The organism is Candidatus Tisiphia endosymbiont of Nedyus quadrimaculatus, from assembly GCF_964059235.1.
Taxonomy (GTDB): Bacteria; Pseudomonadota; Alphaproteobacteria; order Rickettsiales; family Rickettsiaceae; genus Tisiphia.
In genome coordinates this window covers 983003-1005212 of the sequence record NZ_OZ060452.1, presented here as the reverse complement: position 1 = coordinate 1005212, position 22210 = coordinate 983003, and the positions used below count along the sequence as shown (strand labels likewise).

Genomic DNA, 22210 nt, shown 5'->3' with positions numbered 1-22210 from the left:
CAATACACGTCAGTTCGGGATAAGATATAGATGAAATAGTAATAGATAAAAGGATTGTCAAAAAGGAGTGCCTGCAGTATTTATATTTTTAAACAAAAAAACAAACTACAGGCATGAAAAAAGATATCACAGAATTATATAGTTTTATAGATGATTTTTGTAAAATTTATTTGGAGTATGAACAGAGAAAGTTATTACCATCAAATAAGCAGAGAAATCGCTGTTGTAGCATGAGTTTAAGTGAAATGTTAACAATAATAATTATGTTTCATACATCCTATGCTAAGAATTTTAAATTTTTCTATAAAAGTTATATAGAGTGCATGCATAAGGATGATTTCCCTAAAGCCTTGAGTTATAATAGATTTGTTGAATTAATGGCACGATTATTCATACCGCTAAATATGTTGATTCATTTGTTGTTTGGTGAGGAAACAGGTATTTATTTTATTGACTCTACAACGATTAAAGCTTGTCACAATAAAAGGCGTTATAGCAATAAAGTTTTTAAAGGATTAGCCAAACATAGTAAATCCTCTATGGGGTATTTTTATGGTTTTAAATTACATGTAATAATCAATAATAAAGGGGAGTTTATGGCATTAAAAGTGACCAAAGGCAATGTAGATGATAGGGTTCCAGTACCGGAGTTAACAAAAAGATTAACTGGAATTATAGCAGCTGATAAAGGTTATATTAAGCAAAATTTGTTCTTAAATTTATATGAAAGAGGCTTAAAAATGATTCATGGAATTAAGAAGAATATGGAAAATAAATTAATGGATTTGAAAGAAAAAATCTTACTTCGAAAGCGTAACTTAATTGAAACAGTTTTTGATTATCTAAAAAATAAAATGAACCTTGAACATACTAGACATAGATCACCAATAAATGCCTTTGTCCATATATTATCTACTCTTGTTGCTTATTCATTAAAGAAAAATAAACCTTCAACAAAATTTGATTTTAATCTACATGTTCTCAATATCCTTATCCCGAATTGACGTAATACCAGTTTTGTTCATATGCTGAGAGGTTGCTTAATGAATTAATTTTGCTAAATACAAAAGTAAAGCAACCAATAGACATTGATGTAGTAAAAAAAGGCATCTACTATGCTAAAAAATATCATGGCAGTCAAATGAGACAATCCGGTGAGCCATATTACTCGCATCCGATTGAAGTGGCTTATATGGTTGCCCAGTACACAACCCTAGAAATTCCACGATTGTTTAGAACCGACATGATTGTTACCGCATTACTGCACGATACCATTGAAGATACAAAACTGACCGAACCCATGATTGCCTATATTTTTGGCAATCAAGTGGCTAGTCAAGTAGAAGATTTGACTAGGGTTAAACCTTATGGCAAGATTAGCTCAGCGGAAACACTAGATTTATTAATTCAGCAAAAAAAATATGATGTAGCATTGATTAAAGTTCTTGACAGAAAACATAACTTGCAAACTCTAGGAGCTAAATCACCGGAAAAAGCTAAGAAGATAATTCAAGAGACAATAGGACATTTTATAACACTTTGTGCATATTTGGAAATACCAAGAGTAGAGCAAGAACTAATAAAACTTTGTCAACAATATCTATGTGTTAATCTGAACCCCTCTGAACTGCAGAAGCAAAATAATCGGCTCTGTCCAAAAAACTGTGTAAATTCGAAAAAATAGGTCATTAAATTTTGTTAAGCCTATCCTCAAATTTAACCATCAAATGAGCCATAGCTTCATTCCAGTTTGGAATGGGCATAGTCCATTTTTTGGTCATATAGTCAATTGTCAAATATAAACTTTTAAAAACAGCATTATCATTAGGAAAAACCCGCTTATTATTTGTTACTTTACGCAATTGACTATTGACAGATTCAACTGAATTAGTTGTATAAATTACCTTTCTAATTGACTCAGGATACCCTAGAAAAATCATTAGATTGTCCCAATTATTATACCATGATTTGGCAATTTGTGGATATTGTTTATTCCATTTTTCTTCAAAAGATACTAAAGCTAAATGGGCTTGTTCTTCCGTTACTGCAGTATATATCGGCTTTAAATCGCTAGACAGTTGCTTCCTATCTTTATACGACACATATTTTAAACTATTTCTAATCTGATGTACAATACACAATTGATGTTCTGTTTTTGGATAAACTGCTTCTATTGCCTCAGACATACCAGTAAGATTATCGCTACAGGCAATCAGTATATCTTTTAGCCCTCTATTTTTCATTTCGGTAAAATTACCGAGCCAAAATTTTGCCCCTTCATTTTCACTGATCCATAATCCCAATATATCTTTTTTACCAGATAAATCAATTCCTAATGCAACATATACTGCCTTATTGATTATCCTTTTATCTTGCCTGACTTTTACTACTAAACAATCAAAAAATACTATCGGATATATCTCTTCTAATGGTCGACTCTGCCAAGCTTTAACCTCATCCATTACATCATCAGTAATTTGGCTGATTAAGCCTTCACTTATTTCAACACTGTATAACTCCTGTAACTGAATCTTAATATCAGATATACTCATGCCTTTAGCATATAATGATAGTACTTTATCGTCAAAACCATCAAAACGTTTCTGGCGTTTTGGTAGTATTGCGGGTTCAAAGGTATTATGCCTATCCCTTGGTACTTCTATTTCTACAGCTCCATGTTCGGAGATCAGTTTTTTGCTAGTTATACCATTACGAGCATTATCATTATCTGCACAACTGTATTTATCATAGCCTAGATGATTATTCATTTCTGACTGCAGTGCCTTCTCTATTAAACGTTTGGTCAATTCTTTTAATAAACCTCCTTCTTTCAGTATTGTACTTACATCTGTATCATTATCTATTAATAAATCTACTGCTTGCTTTATTGATTCATTAGTTTTTTTATTCATGTAATTTCCTTTTTTGTTATACTTTTATATATAACCTATTTCGAAATTTACACAGTTTTTTGGACAGAGCCGGATAAGGATTAGTAAAAATGCTTTAGCTATAACTAATACAAGATTTTGGATATGTATAAATTGCATTTCTGTGAATTCATACATTAATTGCTCTTCGTAGTGTATATATGTCTGCTATTTTTACTAATCCTTATCCCGAATTAACGTAACTACGCACTTTATTAGGGTGTACTGTAGCAAAAGGCAATTTATTTATTTTTAAAAATTCTCTTAAATTATGTTCATATCCACCAGTAGGTTCAAAGACAACATTTAATTCAGATAAGGCAGTATAGTGTTTATTAATGGTGCTAAGCATAGTAGTAAAGCCTTGTTGATCATTGGTAACTTCAAAAGCCTTGTTAGTAGCTGGTATATAGATACTTAAAGTTTTTTTACTAACGTCCACACCAATATAAGTTGTTGCCATATAGAGCCTCATGATTTATATTAATAATAGGATACGCTACATACTCATACGCAAGGTTTAAACCTTCTGACATCCGTTCGTAGTCTTTATCCAAACAGGATGGGTCTTTGCTCAGGTACGAAGTCTTTAAAATTCAAAGCTTCAATTCGAGATACAGTTTACCCATCCTACCACTATATATAACTGATCACGTTATATTTATCATGGCTTTTTTATTGTATGAATTCGATGTAACTTGTTACATCGAACTTTCGTGTTATATATAGAAACAATCAGGTTTGAAGCGGCTGTCCACCTGATTGTTAAAATATAACACTCCATTCAATATGTGATTTTAATTATTAAAATCACATATTGAATGATGAAAAAAGTTAAAATGCACTCGCGTCAGCCGCTTCAAGAGTGCATTTTTCCTTATAACAAAGCCAGTTCGATATAAGAATTATTAATTCTTATATCGAACTGAAGTTAAAATAATTATTATCATGGAACAATTAAATGCAACTGAAGCAAAACGTGAGTTTGGTGTATTACTTATCAAAGTGCAAACAGAACCTATCAGCATTAGTAGAAATGGCAAGCCTATAGCTGTAATAGTTTCTGATAAAGAGTTTCAAGAATTAGAATCTTTTAAAGAACAAGTATTAAAACTTGCAATTTCTGCAGGGTAATTTAAAAGTCACAATCGTTAGTTGCTATAAATGCAAGTTTAGCCACTACCGATGTCATCCCTACGAAGGCAGGGATCTATATTACTTAATAGTCTTTCAGGCTTATTTTTTTAGATCCCAGCTTTCGCTGGGATGACATCGTTTTGACATTAGTACTACAACTGTAGTGCTAAATAGCGTAGTTAATAATGGGAAATGGTATAAGTCATGAACCGGCAACGATAAAAGGTAAAAGAAACAAGGCAGTTTTAATTTCATTTGAGGATTGGGAAGATATAAAAGAGACCTTATTTGTGGCGGATAATAAAGAATTACGGTAAAAAGAAAAAAAAGGATAACGATGATTTACAAATAATAGAAATAACACTAGTATTTTTGATATATTGTTAGTTAATTGTGTTAGATAGATAATATGTTAAAGGACGGATACATTAATGATTTTGCAACAAATAAGGTTGTAGATTTTAAAAAACCGGAAGAAAAGGTGCGTCAAGAATATGAAAAGATATTGTATGATGATTATTTTTATGACAAAGAGCAACTTGATATTGAGGTTTCAATACAAATGGGTAGTACTGTAAAAAAAGCAGATATCGTAATATACAAGAATGAATTAAAAAATAGAAACCAATATAGCGACATACTTGGTATTATTGAGGTTAAAAAGAGAAGTAGGAAAGATGGTTTAGAACAATTGACGAGTTATATGCAAGCTACTTCTGCTGTGTTTGGGGTTTGGACTAATGGAGAAGAAATTGAATATCTACATAAAAATTCTAAAGGAGAAGTAAAAAGAGATTGCTTATTTAATATACCGAAAAAAGGAGAAACAATAGAAGAGATAGGCAATATAACAAAAGATAAATTAAAACCAGTTAAAAATTTAAAACCTGTTTTTAGACGCATACTGAATACGCTATATTCTAATACAAATATTAGCAGAAAAGAAAAACTTGGAAGCGAAATGATTAAATTAATCTTTTGTAAGATTATTGATGAGAAATATGACATTAATAGTTTACCGAGTTTTAGAATAACAATAGAAGAAATGGAAGCAATCAATAATGACAAAAGTGAAAATGAAGAAATTAAAATAGTACAATATAATAAAGTTAAAAAACGGATACAAAAATTATTTATAAAAGTAAAAGAAGAGTTAGGAGATGATGGAATTTTTGTTCAAAATGAAGAAATAACACTTGATGCAAAATCAATTGTTTATGTCGTTGGTGAACTAGAGCAAATTGCATTATTAAAAACAGAAAAAGATACAGTTGGTGAAGCGTTTGAAACCTTTGCGGAAAGTAAATTGGTTGGTGAAAAAGGCGAATTTTTTACACCTAGAGAAATTGTAAAGCTTGCAGTACAAATTATAGACCCATCACCAAATCAAACCATTATAGACCCTGCCTGCGGTAGTGGTGGTTTTTTAATATATGCACTTGAACATGTTTGGAGAAAAATGGACAACAATCGAGTGTACAAAAATTCAACAGACATCAATAGATTAAAAAAACAAATTGCCGAAAAGTGTTTTTATGGATTAGATAAGGAAATAGATTTGGTTAAAATATGTAAAGCATATATGACTATCATAGGTGACGGCAAAAGTAAAATTGTTCAAGAAAATACATTGCATCCAATTCATGAATTTCAAGCAAAAACAAAAGAATTAATTACAACTAAAAAAGATGGTGAAATTGAACTAAATACTTTTGATTTTGTAATAACAAATCCACCGTTTGGTAGTAAAATCAAAATTTTAAAAGAAGACTGTAAATATTTTGAATTAGGGTATCAGTATAAAAAAGAAGGTAATAGTTTTATAAAAACTAACAAAGTAAAAGAAACCGAACCTCAGGAATTATTTATAGAAAGATGTTTGCAGTTACTAAAAGATGGAGGTAAACTTGCAATAGTTTTGCCGGAAACTTACTTTCATGCACCTTCTAAGAAGCATGTTTTAGATTTTTTAACCAAAAACAACAATATTATTGCAGTTGTAGATTTACCACATAACACCTTTAGACCTTATTGTAATGCAAAAACTTGTCTATTAGTGTTAGAAAAGGGTAAAATGCAAAATAATGATATTATAATGGCTGTTGCAGAGGAAATGGGTCATGACCACACAGGAAGATTGATTTATAGGTATGATAGTAAAACAGAGATGTTTACAAAGGAAATTTGGGATGACACAGAAACTATAAGAAATGAGTTATTAGCTAAAAAATTCAATAAAAATACTTTTACAACCTCGAGTTCTAATATCATAAATAGCGTTTATGTGCCACGCTATTACTGGAAAAGAAAAGAAGAAGAAATTAAAGATATTGCCAACAATCAAAATTTTAAATTGATTACAATTGACGAATTGTTAAAACAAAATATTTTGCAAGCATTTAATGGACACGGATCACCACCAAGTGAGTACAAGGGAACTGGAACAGTGCCATATATTAGAGTTGCCGATATAATCAATTGGGAAATTTATAAAAATCCAACTTCATTAATACCAGAACATATATATCGTAAAATCAAGGGTAAGAATGGCATATCTTTACAAGAAGAAGATGTAGTCTTTGTTCGTAGAGGAAGTTATAGAATAGGTTCGGTTGCAATGATTTCAAAATTTGATACCAATGTATTATTAACTAATGAAATTACAACTTTTAGAATTATTAATCAGCATAACATTTACAATATCACGCCATACTATTTTATGTTTGCAATGTCTCATTCGATTACACAAAAACAACTATATAACAAAATATTCATAGACACAACATTGCCAAACATAGGAGACAGGTGGACGGAGCTTTTAATACCAATCCCATTGGATAAGGATAAAACTTTAGAGATTTCAAATAAGATTAAGGATACATTTAGTCAAAAATGGCAAGCTTTGGAAAAGTTATCTATTTTAAAGAATGAGTTTGGCGATATAATAACATAACCTAAATTCGATGTAACAAGTTAGTAGGTTCAGGTTATTTACAGTTGCGACTTTTAGTGCACCACGAAGTGTAAATAAGCTAGCTGTTGAAAGAGCAGCCATAGAAGTGTTGACCTAGCACACTATGTATCGAGTCTTGAGCTGATTTTGGTAACAAAGTCAGTTAAGCGTAGACAGAAATATTATAGACCGTAAGCCGAAAGGTTAAAGTGATTGAGCCTCGTTAAGCAATTCTTTTGGGATCGCAGACTGTGTTAAAAGGCAGGAATGCAACATAATACATACCATAAATAGGCAGGTATGTGTTAGATCTCCGGGGTCTAAGAGCATGGCATGTAATAAAAAAAGTTTATTTATAAACGTGGGAGATCCTATATTCTCTTCTTTTAAGAAGTATTAGCCGACAAGTATAAAAAGCAAGGGAGCTAAAAAAGAATATAGGAAGTCAGATCCAGCATAGTACTGATGAAATTGGGTAATGCCAATGGAGGGAAGGCTGGTGGGTAAGTTCGACTAACACAGGGAAACGTTATGAAAGCACAGACTTTCAATAATTGACGACAACTAAACTGTGTTAGATAGCTAGATTAAAATAATCAGGTGAAGGAATTTATCTTGAACCCATTGCGGGAAAACCGCACGATGAGGTTCTAATGAGGGGCGTAAGTGGTAACGCTTACGTCTACTCTCTAATTACCCCTAAGGTTAAGAGTATATACTAAAAAAGTATTAGGGGAATTGCACAGTTGCCAATATAATTAGATTTACGCTAATAATTTACACAAGGATCAATGACTATTTTTTTGACAATCATTATTGTTCTAATGATAGGATGTGCCGCATTGCTTTCAGCTACTGAAACGGCCATCACCGCGTCTTCTCCGGGGAAAATACAAAAATTTAAGGCAAAAGGTATTAAACGTAACACTGTATTACAAGTTCTAAAGAATAAAGAAAAAGTAATTGGCACATTATTGATTGGTAATACTCTGCTTAATACTGTTTGCACTACCATTGCTACCAGTATATTTATCGATTGGCTAGGTGATGGCGGCACTGTCGTAGCTTCAGCAGTTATGGCTTTCGTGATAATTGTTTTCGGCGAAATAATACCTAAAGCTATTGCTGTAGCAAAAGCAGAACAGTTAGCATTATTCACTTCTCCAGCAATTATATTTTTTCTAAAGCTTTTAAAACCAATTAATTCTATTTTTGAAGTTATAATTAAGCTATTCTGTTTTATTTTCCGTATTAATCTACAACAAAATATCTCGGGAGCAGAAGAAGTCAGAGGAGTTATTGAACATTATCATCAAGAAGGTAATGTTTATAAATCTGACCGTGACATGTTAGGGGGTATATTAGATATTAGGAAAATGACAGTATCTGAAATTATGATACATAGAAGTAACATAGTAGCCATTAATGTAGATTTGCCTAAAGAGGAGATAGTGAGGCGAGCATTATTATCTAGTCCTCATACAAGAATACCATTATGGAAGGACACTCAGGACAACATAATTGGTGTACTTCACATGAGAGATCTACTTCGGGCTCTTTATGAAAAGAATAACGATGCAAAAAAAATTAATATCAAAGAATTAGTAAATCAGCCTTGGTTTATACCTGATAATGCTTTGGTAACTCATCAACTTCATGCTTTTAGAGAAAGAAAGAGCCATTTTGCCTGTGTTGTTGACGAATATGGTGATCTACAAGGTATTATTACTCTAGAAGATATTCTAGAAGAGATTGTTGGTCCTATTATCGATGAGCATGATTATCCTATTGACACAATTGTAAAAAAATCTGATGTGGAGTTTATTATTGATGGATCTGTAACTATAAGAGATGTAAATAGAGAATTAAATTGGAATCTACCTGATGATGACGCAAATACCATAGCTGGCTTAATTATCCATAAACTTGAGCGTATTCCCAATCAAGGAGAATCTATCAAGATATTTAATTTAAGTATCACTATTAACAAAAAAATAGGTAACAGACTTGATAGCATAAAGGTCATTATTCTACCAAATAAAGAATCTGAAAGTGATAAGTAGGGAATGTTCGTCTAACTGTGTCAAATAGAAAAAGATAATCTTTTAAATATATAAAATAAAGATTATTGATGTTGTAAATAGCGAAGAATGTGGATAAGTTACTATCAACTTATCCACATGTTCTTCGCGTAAAATAATAGGAAATTTGACATGAGTAAACCAATGAAACCAATTCAACTAGATAAAGTATCACAAATACTTAATCAAGATAAATGTATGGAGATCATACAAGGACTATACCAAGGCAAGCCATTACTTGGTCCAAGTGGACTGCTAACGTCTTTAGTGAAAGATTTTACGGAGCTTGCCCTAGAAGGTGAAATGGATTATCACTTACTAGAAAATAGTTTGGAACAAGGTAGTAACCGTAGAAACGGCATTAATACTAAGACTATGAAGACGGCTACAGGTTCCTTCGAACTTGAAACACCAAGAGACCGTAATGGTAGTTTTGAACCACAATTGATTAAAAAAAGACAAACTATTTTAAATGAGGAGCTGGATAATAAAATATTAGCTCTTTATGATCTTGGGACATCTTACGAAGGGATTGCTGGACACCTACAAGAGATATATGGTGTAGAGGTATCAGCTGCTACAATTTCATCTGTTACCGACAAGCTGATGCCGCAATTAAATGAATGGCGAAGTAGACCACTTGAAGCGATGTATGCGATAGTTTTTCTTGATGCTATGTTTTTTAAGGTTAGACAAGATAACAAAGTAACAACTAAAGTTGTTTATAATATTATGGGGATTGACCAAAATGGTCATAAGGATATTCTAGGATTTTATGCTTGTGAATCAGAAGGATCACATTTTTGGTTAGGTGTTCTTAACGATTTAAAAACACGTGGTATGAGAGATATATTAATAACCTGTATTGACGGGCTGAAAGGTTTTCCGGAAGCCATTAATACAGTATTTCCAAAAACTGAAATACAGCTTTGTATAGTACATCAAATTCGTAATTCTTTAAAGCATGTAGCTAGCAAAGATCAGAAATCATTTATGGTAGATTTAAAGATGATTTACCAAGCGGAAAGTAGAGATGTGGCAGAATATAACCTGCTACGACTTGAGGAAAAATGGGGTAAAAAATATCCGATGGTTATTAAATCTTGGCAACAAAATTGGGATAATCTAGCAACGTATTTTAAGTATTCAGGCGAGGTTAGAAAGCTGATTTATACCACCAATCCGATTGAGGGTTTTCACCGTCAAGTCAGAAAATATACTAAAACAAAAGGAGCTTTTACTAGTGAAAATGCTTTGTTTAAACTGGTATTTTGTGCTATAAAACAGATTACAGCTAAATGGAATATGCCAATACCAAATTGGGCAGTGACCGTTTCGCAGCTAGATATTTTCTTCCCTGATAGGTTGAATTTTAAAGTATGATATTCTATACTGACACAGTTCAGCGAATGTTCTCGATAAGTAGCCTTGGCAATTATTTACAAATATCTGCAATCTTATTCAGCATACTAGCAGTTGTTAACTCTTTATATCGTTCTGCTACTTTGTTTTTTTACCTTAGTTTCCTGTCAACATTATTGTCTTTCTTGCTATTAGTATATGGATTTATCATATCAGATTTTTCCGTGCAGAATGTCTTTCTGAATTCTAGTACATTAAAACCTCTTGGATTTAAAATTGCTGCTAGCTGGGCAAGCCATGAAGGTTCTATCCTATTATGGCTATGTTTATTACAAACTATAGGCGTTATTTATATTGCACTATTTAATAGCCGTCCAACTCGAGTCTATCACATAATTATACTAGCACTAATACAAATATTATTTGGTAGTTTTATTTATTTTACCTCTAACCCATTTGACAGCCTATCATTCCGTCCCGCCCAAGGCCTTGGTTTAAACCCTATGCTTCAAGATATTGCACTAATAATACATCCACCTATATTATATTTAGGTTACGTCTGTTACGTCGTACCTTTCACATCTGCTTGCGTAATTCTGCTCACATCTAGTTTAGACTTTGTTAATCTCAGAGCAATTAAAATATTTACCAATTTAGGAATGCTATTTTCAACCTTAGGAATAGCCTTAGGATCATGGTGGGCTTATAGAGAACTTGGCTGGGGAGGATTTTGGTTCTTTGATCCAGTAGAGAATATCTCCCTGTTACCATGGCTATCTGCTATTGCTCTACATCATTCAGTCTTGGTAACGATAAAATCTAGACAAATGAAAAATTGGACTATAACCTTATCAATCATCACTTTCTTACTTGTAGTATTTGGTACGTTTTTAGTACGTTCAAGCGTAATCACCTCAATTCACTCTTTTACATCATCACCTAAGCGAGCGGTCTATATGCTAGCAATATTTGCTATCCTTGCTATATCAAGTTTAGTTTTACTCATTCTAAAAGGTCAGAATATCGGTATCCTTCTTCCAACAAAATTAGACAAACCTAGACTTATTATTTGGGGTAGTAGCTTTTTTTTAACATCCTTAGTAGTATTACTATGTGCCACCATTTACCCCATTGTTTATTCTTTATTATACCAAGAATCTATTACCATTAGCGAAAGATTTTTTACCAATAATTTTATAATCTTTATTATTCCAACACTTCTACTAGCTGGTATTGCTCAAACAAATAATATAAGAACAAAAAACCTACTAAACTTCTTGCATAAATCAAAAAATCTCTCGAGATTTTTAGGAGAAATGAAGCCGAGTACCGCAAGCAGTACAATAGACGATTGTTCGGAGCGGAGGCGAGTTTCGAGCGAACAAGAATCACCAACTAGATTAATTTATGCAAGGAATCTACTTATCCTAGCTTTTTCTTTAGTAATAACTTTTACTAGCTCGTATCAAATTCAGTATGGTTTTATTTCAGCATGTACCATGACATTTTCTCTTTTTCTAATAATACAAAATTGTTATTACATACTAGCAAAAAGTAATTTTTTTAGAGAAAAGCTAAAAACTAATAAACCTCTTGCAAAATTCGCTTTTGCTAGGGAACTTGCAGGAGTCACAAAACCTCGACCCGCAACAGACGATGATTCCGCTACAGATTCAAGTCTAGGTGCATTGCCTAAATTACCAGCAGAAGTAGAATTATGCAAGAGGTCTAATATTGCCATGATCTTAGGACATCTAGGTTTTGGATTACTTGTTTTTACTATTACTGTTAATTCATTATTACAGAGCGAAGTAGATTTTATAGGAAAAGTTGGAGACAAGGTAGTATCAGGAAATTTTGTAGTTACACTCAGAGATATTAGAGTATCATCAGCTCAAAATTATTATCGTCAAATTGCTGAATTTTGGATTCAGGATAAACAGAATAATATCACTATCTTAAAGCCTGAAAATAGATTATATATAATAGAAAAGCAGCTATCGCAAGAAAGCAATATATATTCTTATTTAACTTATGATCTTTACGCGGTTCTAAGTAAAATTGATGATGATGTAATTCACGCAAAAATATATTACAAACCAATGATGAGTTTTATTTGGATATCTATTATGCTTATGGCTGGAGGATTCTTAATCGGATTATTGAAAAAATGACAGTTTTCTTCTTAATAAGGCATGGTGAAACTGATTGGGCATTAAACGAAAAGTATAAACTAAAAGGTGCAAGTAGAGATTTACCTTGTTTGACAGAAAATGGCACAAGAGAAGCTAACGAAGTATCTAAAGACCATAGATTAAAAAAAGCAGAAATAATTTTATCTTCTCCTTATACTAGAGCACTTCAAACTTCTGCAATTATATCAAAAAATATTAATCTAGATATTATTGTTGAATTTGATTTAAGAGAATGGCAACCGGATTTAAATTTTATGATAAAAAATCAATACGAATTAAAAAGTACCATTGAGGATTATGAAAAAAATAAAGGGGTATATCCAGCTGGTATTAGTAAAAGATGGGAATCAAAAGAGTTATTAAGTAATAGAGCAAATAATGTATTAAGAAGGTATTTAGATTATAAATATGTAATAGTTGTAACTCATAAACAAGTAATAAAAACTTGGATAAACACTATCAGAATAGATCATTGCTTTATTAATGTGTTAAAAAGCGTGCAATAATGACCCACTAAATGGGTTAATGTGCGTTGAAAAATGACCCACCTAAGAAGTGGGAAAAGTAGTACGTTATTAATCCATTATTATCAACCTATACTTCTATTATTTTCAGAATAAATAATAGGAGTATAAAATCAGAGATGTTAATAATGGAAAGTAAGAGAAAGATATTAGGACGTTATCGTCGTGGAGAAGGTATACGTTCAATAAGTAGAGAATTAAATATATCACGTAATACAGTTAGAAGTATCATTCGTACGCAAGGAGAGATTAAATCTGATTATATACGAATAATTCAACCTATACCTAAACTCGGGAAATATATTGAGAGTCTTGAGAGGATGTTGCGGGATAATAAGAATTCAAAGCCTAAAAAAACAGGGAAAGCTTTATTTGAGGAGTTAAAGATTTATGGGTATCAAGGCAGTTACTCTGCTGTTAGTCGTTATATTAACACTTGGAATGATAGAAATTTTGAGATTAATATAAAAGCTTGCGTACCTTTATCCTTTGCTCCTGGGGAAGCTTACCAATTTGACTGGAGTAGTGAGCAAGTAATATTAGCTGGAGAAATAATAAATGTTAAAGTAGCTCACTTTGTTTTGTGTTATAGCCGTAAAAAATTTATCTATATTTATCCTACTGAAGCTCAAGAGATGGTATTTGATGCACATGTTAGAGCCTTTACTTTTTTTGGTGGTAGTCCAACTAAAGGGATTTATGATAATATGAAGACTGCTGTCAGTAAGGTTTTAAAAGGCTCTAATAATAGAGAATGGAATCCAAAGTTTGAAAAGCTCTGCGCACATTATCTCATTGAACCGATAGCATGTTCTCCAGCTCGAGGTAATGAAAAAGGTAGGGTTGAGCGACAAGTACAGATTGACCGGGAACAGTTCTTTACTCCTATGCCAAAAGCTTTAACCTTGCAAGAATTAAACGATATATTAACCAGCAGATTAGTTACTTATAATAGCTCTCATAAACACCCCGAATATAAAGATAAGACTATAGATGAAGCATATCAACTAGAACGTAATTTTTTAGTATCCGTGCCTGTATTATTTAACGGTTGCAAAGAAATAGATATCAAGGTTTCTATTACTTGTTTGGCTAGATATGAAAGCAATAATTATAGCGTTCACTGTAGTTGTGCTGGGAAAATAGTACAATGTAAGATATATGCTGAACATCTAGTATTTATTTATAATGGTCAAGAGGTAGGTCGTCATAAACGGAAATTTACTAAGGGAGAAACTTGTTATGACGTCAATCATTATCTGCCAATATTAAGGTATAAACCCGGAGCATTAAGAAATGGTGAACCATTCCTTAATATGAATTTACCAGAAGAGCTCATAGAAGTTAGAAGACGTCTTGAGAGCAGCCCAGCAGGTACAAGAGATTTTGCTCATATATTATCGTATATAGCAATGGAATCCATAGAAGCAGTAGTATCAGCATGCACCCAAGCACTAAAAATAGGAACTGTTAGTAAGGAGGTAATTTTAAATATTATATTACGTAATAAAGATGAGTTAAAAGTAACAGAGCCAAGTAATTACCAAGAATATCATACTTTAAAACATATCCCGAAAGCTAATTGTGAGATATACGATAATTTTCTCAAGTTAGGAGGTAAGTAATGAACAATGTATATCAAGAATCTACTAGAGAAGATATTATAAATGTTATGAGAAAGCTAAAATTTACAGGGATGCTTGAGTCTTATGATGAAATTATATCTGATGCCATAAGGCGTAAAGAAGCCTCGAATTATATTTTACATAATTTATTAAAATCTGAACTAACAACACGAACTCTTAGGTCTATTCAAAGTAGGATTAGCGCAGCAAAGTTTCCTGAGAAAAAAGATATAGATAATTTCATATTTATCGATACCCCAATAAACCAAGAACAAATTATGCATCTATATAGTTGCGAGTTTATTAAAACATCTAGAAATATAATCCTAGTTGGTGGTACTGGTAGCGGTAAAACTCACCTAGCTATTGCATTAAGTACAAAAGCAGTACGAAAAGGTTATAAATCAAGATTTTTTAATCTTGTAGATCTTGCTAATCAATTAGAATATGAAAAGAACTCTGCTCAGGTAGGAAAACTAGCAGCTTCCTTGCAAAAAATAGATGTACTAGTCCTAGATGAGCTTGGTTATCTACCATTTTCTAAGAATGGCGGTCAACTTATCTTTCATCTATTATCTAAAATACATTCCAACACTTCAATTATTATTACTACTAATCTTATATTCTCAGAATGGTCACAAATATTTGGTTGTAATAAAATGACTTCAGCGCTACTTGATAGAGTTTGTCATAATTGTGATATCATTGAAACGGGAAATGAAAGTTATCGTATGAAAAAAAAACAATAGTTCTAGACTTATGTGGGTCATTTTTCAACGCTCTTCCTGGGTCATTTTTCAACGCTTATTGACAATCAAGCCAAATTTATATTTTTTGCCCAAACCGGACCAGTCTTAAGGTATCTGCGATGGGTTCTGTCGCATCAGTAAATCATGTTATAGCAAAATCATCGAAACTGAGGTTTTGGACATTATGCTGCCATTAGCATAGCAAAATTCTCAAAAGTAGATAGATTATCATTAACACCAATTATTTGTCTTTTTTGAATCATACAAACATTTTCTATACCAGTAATAGTCATTTTTGCAGAATGAAAGCTCTTAAAACCAAGCATTGGCTTTGTTCGTTTTTTGATAAACCTATGATCTTGTTCCACAAGGTTATTTAGGTATTTTTTCTGAATAACCTTAATTTCATAATCTTCAGGAACTTCTGTATTTAAATCATTAAGAGCAGCCGTATTACTACCGCTTTTATCAATTACTACTTTTTCAGGAACATTATTCTCTCTGAAGGCTTTACGAAAAAATCCAAGTGTTGCAGGCTTGTCTCTATTCTTACGTTTGCAGCAATACGGAACATTTTTGATATTTTTTTGATCACTATATCAATTTTTTCTATTGGGCAACAGATGCGACAGAACCACTTTTTATCCTACGCTGTGTTCATCTTTCACGCGATATGTAGAATTGTTACAAATGTAATGCCTAAAAACAAATGTTAAAGAATAGTGCAATATTGCACGAGCTGCCCTAAAATACTACTCTCTTCCTGTTGATTATCTTGTGATTCTAAATTATGTAATAAACCACCGTCTATTGCTAAGGCGTTTTGAGTATAATGAATTATCAAACTTAAATCTGAGTCGCAACCCATATCATAAAGTCTTTGTATTGCTATATGGTTTTTATTTGTTTCTAATAATTCTGTGACAGTAGACCAATCTTTATTTTTAAACGCCGTCGGTATCTTAAGTAATGCATCTATTTCCTGTTGTATGGTCGTATCTACTGTTTGTGCATAAGATATAGGCATAATACTTTGAGCACTATTTTTGATTAACTCTTCAACAATGCTTACTGCACCCAAATGAGCTGCTTTACACAACGCTGTACTGTTGTGTCTAGATGTAGCATTAACATTAGCGCCTCTGCAGATTAATTCTTGTACAACCTCTAACCCACTATATCCTAAATCATTAAAGGAAAACGTGCCTCTATGTGGCATATACTGAATGAACTCATGCAAAGGAGTTACTTTATCAATATCAGTAGCATTAACATCAACACCAAAATCAAGAAGTTTTTTTATCATGTCAAACCTATTGTGTCTACATGCTGCGAATAATAATTTTTCACCAATTGTTCTCTTGTCTACATACTCTAGGTTAGTTGCAGGCCTGCGATGCAAATCATCATCAGACGATGAGTCCATAATTAAGTTAAAAACATCAAGATTATTGCGTATAATTGGTATCTCTAGTAAACTTAAGCGGAAAAAGTTAACTCCTAATCCAATACACTCAGCAATTTCATCTAAGTCTCCTGATATCAGGATACCTTCTTTATTTATAGTACCTAGATCTTTAATATTTAACAAAGTTAACCTATCAATGAATCTTGCCATATTGCCTCCTGTTTATTAAAACGTTTTTTTACTAGCCAATATTTTATGAAACTTACACTATGATATAGATATTTATAAAAATAGCTATACTTAACTTGACGATGCCCTTTATACTTTTTATACGCGCGTAAAAACCACGGGACTTGCCCCATGGAGCGTTAACAACTTTAATCAACTTCTCCCATACAATCCGCATTTCCAGTCACGTCTACCATATTTTCGGGTATTATATTGCTCCAAGCACCTGAGTACATATCACCTTCTTCCCTATAATAATTATTATGCCCCCGAACCATTAATAATTTGGCATCAGAGATTATATCCTCCTGATATATAGCCTTATATTTATATACGGGGTTTTTACTAAAAACATAATCCATAATTTTTTCTACTAGTACTCCATCACCGATTCCTTTAGCTTCAAAGATATCATTTAATACTTTCCTTGCTGCGTATTTACACTCAGCTTGTTTTATTCTTTCTTCGCTACTAGCTTTTTCGTCATATACTTTATCCTATACATCGAGGGTTCATATTCCAGGAAACTGCTAATGGAGGGAGCGTTCTTTTGAAAAGCTCAATCTTAAATAAATCTACATCTTTAAATGTTGGAAGGTACTCCCTCAATGACATACAACTTAAAAATTTACAGTCTAGAACCTTTGGTTCCGTCATGTTTTCTAAACCATATTTCAATAAAGAAAGGTCTAGTTTCACTGGCAGCTGATCTTGAATTAGATATGGAGAAATTATTACATATGACACCGTATCTTTGATCATATTATGCGTATTAGTGTTATCTTGCGAAACCTTATTTTCTTCTTCTGTACCACAAGAAATGATATCAGTATTTGATTTTACGTAACTCAATTTTTGCTTTTCCTTCATATTCCCCTTTTTAAATATAATATATGATCTGTGTGGCGACAACTATAATTACCGAAAATAGACAACTATAATTACCGATTTTTTGGCAAAAAATTTAGCAGTTAAATTACATTTTTATTCTCCTTTTTATTATTCTGTTTTTCTAATTTTTTAGCCACTTGTTCCTGAGAATTTTGTTGGTTGCCTTTAGCAGTTTTAATTCTATAACTTTCAGCATTCAATTCCAAAATAGTAGAGTGATGAACTAACCGATCGATTGCAGCATTGGTAGTCATTTCGTCTTTAAAAATCTGTTGCCATTTTGAGAACACTAAATTACTGGTAATTACCACACTTCTTTGTTCATATCTCTCGGCTAGCAATACAAACAATACCTCCGATTCAGATTTCTCATACGGAATATAAGAAATATCATCAATTATTAATGCTTCAAATCGATCTAGCCTCTTGATAAACTGGTTCAGACTAAATTTATTTTTGGCAATTAATAATTCTTGCACTAAACTTGCGGCAGTAAGATATAAACATTTCCTACCACGTAAACACCACTCCCTAGCCAAAGCCATTGATAAGTGGCTTTTTCCGGTACCAGGATTACCGAAGATTAATAGATTCTCACTACGCTCAATAAAATCACCTCCACTTAAATTCTTAAGCAAACCAGGATGAAGGTTTGGTATCCTGCTAATATCAAAGTCAATTAATAACTTATTCCTTGGTAATTTTGCTGATTTAATCAGCTGCATTATAGTTCTTTGATACCTTTGCTCAAGCTCAATTTGAACTAGTTCTTGCAAATAGTCTATCGGACTTAGTTGACCTTTTATAACCTGTTCAGATATCTTTTGGTAAACATCACGTATCGCTAGTAAATTCAAGCTTTCAAGCATAGTATCTAATGTTTTACTAGTATCTAATTTACTATTGTTTATCATAACTTCCTCACGCTACTACACTGAGTAAGGAGTCATAATCTTCTAATGATGGTAAAGTAACTTTTACATCAGATACTACCACTTTAGAACTTTTAAGTAGTTCTTGTACTTCCTCATATGATGGAGCTACCTTATTATTTATCAATAGCTCTAAGGCTATCTCTACCTCACTCTCACTACCAATTGCCGCTAGTTGTAGGATTTGTAGATATTGTTTTGTACCATTTACTGGATAATGTTTTATTAACATATCATAAGCTGTTCTAAAAATGGTACTAGGAAATAAATGCTCCCGATAGTAATAATTAGCAAATGCTCTAGGTTTTCGTAATAGGCTAGTTATAATATGGCGATAATTAATTGATGCTTCCTTTTTACTATCTTTAATTTGCGGCATTGTTTGAACCAATGTCTGACCGTAATAAAGCTTTATTTCACCTTGATAAATATACGCTCTAAGAGTGTAGCCAATAAGTCTACTAGCTACAGAATAGCTGACTTTAAAGATTCGCACAGTGCTGAACTGGGAGACTTTAACCTCAATAACTATAGGGGCATAATATTTCTTGTCAGGTAGTGGCTTTAGTAATTTTATCTCTTCCTCAAGCCTATCACAGCGTCTAGAATTACGACTAGCAATTACTGCCCTAATAAAGGATTGATAATCTGCAAGCTCGGCAAAATTACTTGAGCCTCGTAACATCAATTGTTGCCTAATAGCATTCTTAAGCAAATCATGACTTTTTTCTATAGAACCATTTTCGTTACTTACTCCAGGATTATTACGACTGGGTGTTACGCCATAATGCTCCATTACTTCCTGCCAACGTTTGGTAAATATTCTTTTAGAACCACAACTTTGCGTTGCTGCTGTCAAATTATCAGTTCGATGTTCAGGGGCAACAAAACCCAAAGCCCAAACTGCCTCATCATAGCCTTTACTCAATGATTCAAAACTTTCGCTATAACAAATGTCAGCATATTCCCAACGTGAATATGGTAACATAAAATGAAATAGTAAATGATTAAATTGTTGTCCAGATATGGTAATTGCCAAATCATTCATTACCGTATAATCAGACTGACTTTGCTTACCTGCTTCTAGCTCCTGACTGAAAATCACTGCTTTTTCAACTCCATTGGTAGCTCGCCAATTACGTATTAACCGCTGTAATGTTCTCTCATGACTATTATTAAATTTGTTTGTTGTGTCCTGACTAATGAGATAGCTAAGGATAGTTTTAGCTTGAAGTCCCGGTGATTTGGACAACATATCTTCAATCGCTAACCAATCTTCTTCAAAAACGTTACTTCTGGTTTTCCAGTGTCGAATTTTTAAAGCCTCGCTTGGTATTTTGTTAGATAATAGATACTTCCTTGCAGTTTTAGAACTCATACCACTTTTAGCGGCTGCTATTCCCTTGTTATATTTGTGACTCATTTGCTTTAACCTTATTATTTGTTGAGTTGTACATGTCATCTGTGAGATTTAACCTTAGATAGTGGGGCATTTAAAAATCCCTTAATCTAATCTATTTTCACTTCAGATGTATCAAAATTTACTCACCAATTTTTCGGTAATTATAGCTGTCTATTTTCGGTAATTATAGTTGTCGCCACACATTTAGCGTACTTTTGTGAATTAGGATGCTCAATTACGTCTAATATACAATTACTTTCAATAGCCGAAATTATCTCTTCAAAACTTATCCCCCTTTCCAGTATAAGTTTTTGATTTTTTTCTGATGAAAAATTGTAAATATATTTTTTTATCATTCAATCATGGTATGACAATATATGCCTTTTGTCAACATATATCATTGTAATTGTCACTAACCGTTCACCTGAACAGATACCCATCAAGACGTACCCCCCATTTTTAGCTGGACTTCATTTTACAAAAAATTACAGTTATCCAAAACTAACCAGTTTGCTTGCGTCATTTATCTATTAAATATTTACGCCATTTATGTCATTTTTCAAAGTTGAGTTCAGCAGATTGTGTAAAAACCTTATAAATTCATTCTAGAATTATCAAAGTGAAGTTCAATTTTATCATAGACAAGTTCAATATATTGTGATTTTATCATAGACAAGTTCAATATGTATAAAAATCAAGATGGCTATGGATAATATTTCCACGATTGATGATAAAATTCTAATTGCAGAGCGTACTAAGGAAAGCATAAACACTGCTAGACTAAAAGGTAAAATACATGGTAGTCCTGCATTAGATAAAGGAAAACTTAGTTCAGCGTTCAAGCCAATTACTCCCCCTAGAAGTGGGAGTTTGTTATAGAACCGCTCAAAGCGGGTTAATATTACTTATTTTGACCTGTAAAACAGGTTAAGTTGATCAGCTCTTTTATCCTCAGATTCTTGGTTTTGAACGTATTTACGTACTACCTCTTCATTCGCTCCTACGGTACTCACAAAATATCCTCTTGCCCCAAATTTATGACCAACAAAATTTTGCTGTTTATTTGCTATATTTTGTGCTACCCATATAGAACTTTTACCTTTAATAAAACCCACAATGGTTGAAATAGAATGTTTGGGAGGAATGGATATTAGCATATGCACATGATCCTGCATTAAATATCCTTCCTCTATCTTACATTCCTTTTGACCCGCTAAACGATGCAACACTTCTTTTAACTCTTTCCTAATTAATCCAAATATCGTTTTCTTGCGATATTTGGGTGTAAAAACAACATGGTACTTACATTCCCATGTACAGTGGTTTAAACTATTATAGTTTGGCATATACATTATCCTTCTTGATTCTGCTTTGAGCGGCAAAATCATTTAGGGATATCTTTAGTATATGTCAAACTCTATGATTCCACCGCTGAAAGCGGTGGCTTAGCATTTGGGATAGTTAAATAAAACAATAATATCTTTAACCAGTTTAATTGGACTATAGCATAACCTATTGATTATGAGCAAACAATTGAAAATCTTTATCGAATTTATCAAGAACTTACGTGAAATACAAAGTACATAGTGTTATTGAGTAACTACTTAAAATATATGGTTAGATAATTATGAGCAAATTTGTCCAAGCAGATATAAGAATTATTGATAATCAGACTAGTCTGTAAATTGTAATCAGCTATTGACCCCTTTAAGGGAAAAATTGTAATGAAAATTGCCCCCCTAAATAAGTAACAATATCTCCAAAAAATTAATATTTTTAATATTTTTTTAAGG

General features: G+C 32.4%; 20 protein-coding genes and 1 pseudogene. 13 read left to right on the top strand and 8 right to left on the bottom strand.

What is annotated here, in order from left to right:
* Positions 1–113 precede the first annotated feature (113 nt).
* Both AB3211_RS04730 and AB3211_RS04725 read left to right on the top strand, forming a co-directional pair.
* Positions 114–1004, top strand: coding sequence for an IS982 family transposase (locus AB3211_RS04730; protein WP_367363772.1), 891 nt, complete (start codon positions 114–116; stop codon positions 1002–1004).
* A gap of 32 nt (positions 1005–1036) precedes the next feature.
* Positions 1037–1684, top strand: a complete 648-nt coding sequence (locus AB3211_RS04725) for an HD domain-containing protein (protein WP_367363771.1) — start codon at positions 1037–1039, stop codon at positions 1682–1684.
* 4 nt (positions 1685–1688) lie between these two features.
* On the opposite strand, the gene AB3211_RS04720 is transcribed toward AB3211_RS04725, so the two are convergent.
* Entirely contained in the window at positions 1689–2912 is a 1224-nt protein-coding gene (locus AB3211_RS04720) for an IS256 family transposase (RefSeq protein ID WP_367363661.1), read from the bottom strand.
* Positions 2913–3114: 202 nt separating this feature from the next.
* Positions 3115–3393, bottom strand: a complete 279-nt coding sequence (locus AB3211_RS04715; protein ID WP_367363770.1) for an IS110 family transposase — start codon at positions 3391–3393, stop codon at positions 3115–3117.
* A 485-nt stretch (positions 3394–3878) separates the two neighbouring features.
* On the opposite strand from AB3211_RS04715, the gene AB3211_RS04710 reads away from it, so the two are divergent.
* The 9 genes from AB3211_RS04710 (at position 3879) to istB (AB3211_RS04670) (ending at position 15556) form a co-directional block, all read left to right on the top strand.
* Positions 3879–4064: a type II toxin-antitoxin system prevent-host-death family antitoxin gene (locus tag AB3211_RS04710; protein ID WP_367363769.1), complete on the top strand. Its 186-nt coding sequence runs from the start codon at positions 3879–3881 to the stop codon at positions 4062–4064.
* A gap of 188 nt (positions 4065–4252) precedes the next feature.
* Positions 4253–4384 carry a hypothetical protein gene (locus tag AB3211_RS04705; RefSeq protein WP_367363768.1) on the top strand — a complete coding sequence of 44 codons (132 nt, stop codon included), beginning with the start codon at positions 4253–4255 and terminating at the stop codon, positions 4382–4384.
* A 92-nt stretch (positions 4385–4476) separates the two neighbouring features.
* The gene (locus AB3211_RS04700) at positions 4477–7020 is read left to right on the top strand and encodes an N-6 DNA methylase (RefSeq protein ID WP_367363767.1); all 2544 of its coding nucleotides are present in this window, start codon (positions 4477–4479) and stop codon (positions 7018–7020) included.
* Between the two features lie 791 nt (positions 7021–7811).
* Complete coding sequence (locus AB3211_RS04695; RefSeq protein ID WP_367363766.1) at positions 7812–9083, top strand: HlyC/CorC family transporter; 1272 nt, start codon at positions 7812–7814, stop codon at positions 9081–9083.
* Between the two features lie 216 nt (positions 9084–9299).
* Complete coding sequence (locus AB3211_RS04690; RefSeq protein ID WP_367364791.1) at positions 9300–10484, top strand: IS256 family transposase; 1185 nt, start codon at positions 9300–9302, stop codon at positions 10482–10484.
* A gap of 122 nt (positions 10485–10606) precedes the next feature.
* Positions 10607–12637, top strand: coding sequence for a heme lyase CcmF/NrfE family subunit (locus tag AB3211_RS04685; RefSeq protein WP_367363765.1), 2031 nt, complete (start codon positions 10607–10609; stop codon positions 12635–12637).
* Positions 12634–13164, top strand: coding sequence for a histidine phosphatase family protein (locus tag AB3211_RS04680; protein WP_367363764.1), 531 nt, complete (start codon positions 12634–12636; stop codon positions 13162–13164). The genes AB3211_RS04685 and AB3211_RS04680 overlap by 4 nt, the downstream gene beginning before the upstream one ends.
* A gap of 146 nt (positions 13165–13310) precedes the next feature.
* Positions 13311–14807, top strand: coding sequence for an IS21 family transposase (gene istA, locus AB3211_RS04675; RefSeq protein ID WP_367363704.1), 1497 nt, complete (start codon positions 13311–13313; stop codon positions 14805–14807).
* Positions 14807–15556, top strand: a complete 750-nt coding sequence (gene istB / locus AB3211_RS04670; protein WP_367363705.1) for an IS21-like element helper ATPase IstB — start codon at positions 14807–14809, stop codon at positions 15554–15556. The genes istA (AB3211_RS04675) and istB (AB3211_RS04670) overlap by 1 nt, the downstream gene beginning before the upstream one ends.
* A gap of 182 nt (positions 15557–15738) precedes the next feature.
* On the opposite strand, the pseudogene AB3211_RS04665 reads toward istB (AB3211_RS04670), so the two are convergent.
* The 3 genes and pseudogenes from AB3211_RS04665 to AB3211_RS04655 form a co-directional block, all read right to left on the bottom strand.
* A pseudogene (locus tag AB3211_RS04665) lies at positions 15739–16107 on the bottom strand (DDE-type integrase/transposase/recombinase); the annotation flags it as partial.
* Positions 16108–16268: 161 nt separating this feature from the next.
* Positions 16269–17174 (bottom strand): ankyrin repeat domain-containing protein, encoded by a 906-nt coding sequence (locus tag AB3211_RS04660; RefSeq protein WP_367363763.1) that lies wholly within the window; start codon positions 17172–17174, stop codon positions 16269–16271.
* A gap of 167 nt (positions 17175–17341) precedes the next feature.
* The gene (locus AB3211_RS04655; RefSeq protein WP_367363762.1) at positions 17342–17554 is read right to left on the bottom strand and encodes a hypothetical protein; all 213 of its coding nucleotides are present in this window, start codon (positions 17552–17554) and stop codon (positions 17342–17344) included.
* Positions 17555–17800: 246 nt separating this feature from the next.
* On the opposite strand from AB3211_RS04655, the gene AB3211_RS04650 reads away from it, so the two are divergent.
* Positions 17801–17950 carry a hypothetical protein gene (locus AB3211_RS04650; protein ID WP_367363761.1) on the top strand — a complete coding sequence of 50 codons (150 nt, stop codon included), beginning with the start codon at positions 17801–17803 and terminating at the stop codon, positions 17948–17950.
* Between the two features lie 213 nt (positions 17951–18163).
* On the opposite strand, the gene istB (AB3211_RS04645) is transcribed toward AB3211_RS04650, so the two are convergent.
* Complete coding sequence (gene istB, locus AB3211_RS04645; protein ID WP_367363760.1) at positions 18164–18997, bottom strand: IS21-like element helper ATPase IstB; 834 nt, start codon at positions 18995–18997, stop codon at positions 18164–18166.
* 7 nt (positions 18998–19004) lie between these two features.
* The gene (gene istA / locus AB3211_RS04640) at positions 19005–20438 is read right to left on the bottom strand and encodes an IS21 family transposase (protein ID WP_367363759.1); all 1434 of its coding nucleotides are present in this window, start codon (positions 20436–20438) and stop codon (positions 19005–19007) included.
* Between the two features lie 684 nt (positions 20439–21122).
* On the opposite strand from istA (AB3211_RS04640), the gene AB3211_RS04635 reads away from it, so the two are divergent.
* Entirely contained in the window at positions 21123–21296 is a 174-nt protein-coding gene (locus tag AB3211_RS04635) for a hypothetical protein (RefSeq protein ID WP_367363758.1), read from the top strand.
* Positions 21297–21322: 26 nt separating this feature from the next.
* Here AB3211_RS04635 and tnpA read toward each other — a convergent pair whose 3' ends face one another.
* The gene (gene tnpA / locus AB3211_RS04630; protein ID WP_367364806.1) at positions 21323–21763 is read right to left on the bottom strand and encodes an IS200/IS605 family transposase; all 441 of its coding nucleotides are present in this window, start codon (positions 21761–21763) and stop codon (positions 21323–21325) included.
* Positions 21764–22210: the final 447 nt, after the last annotated feature.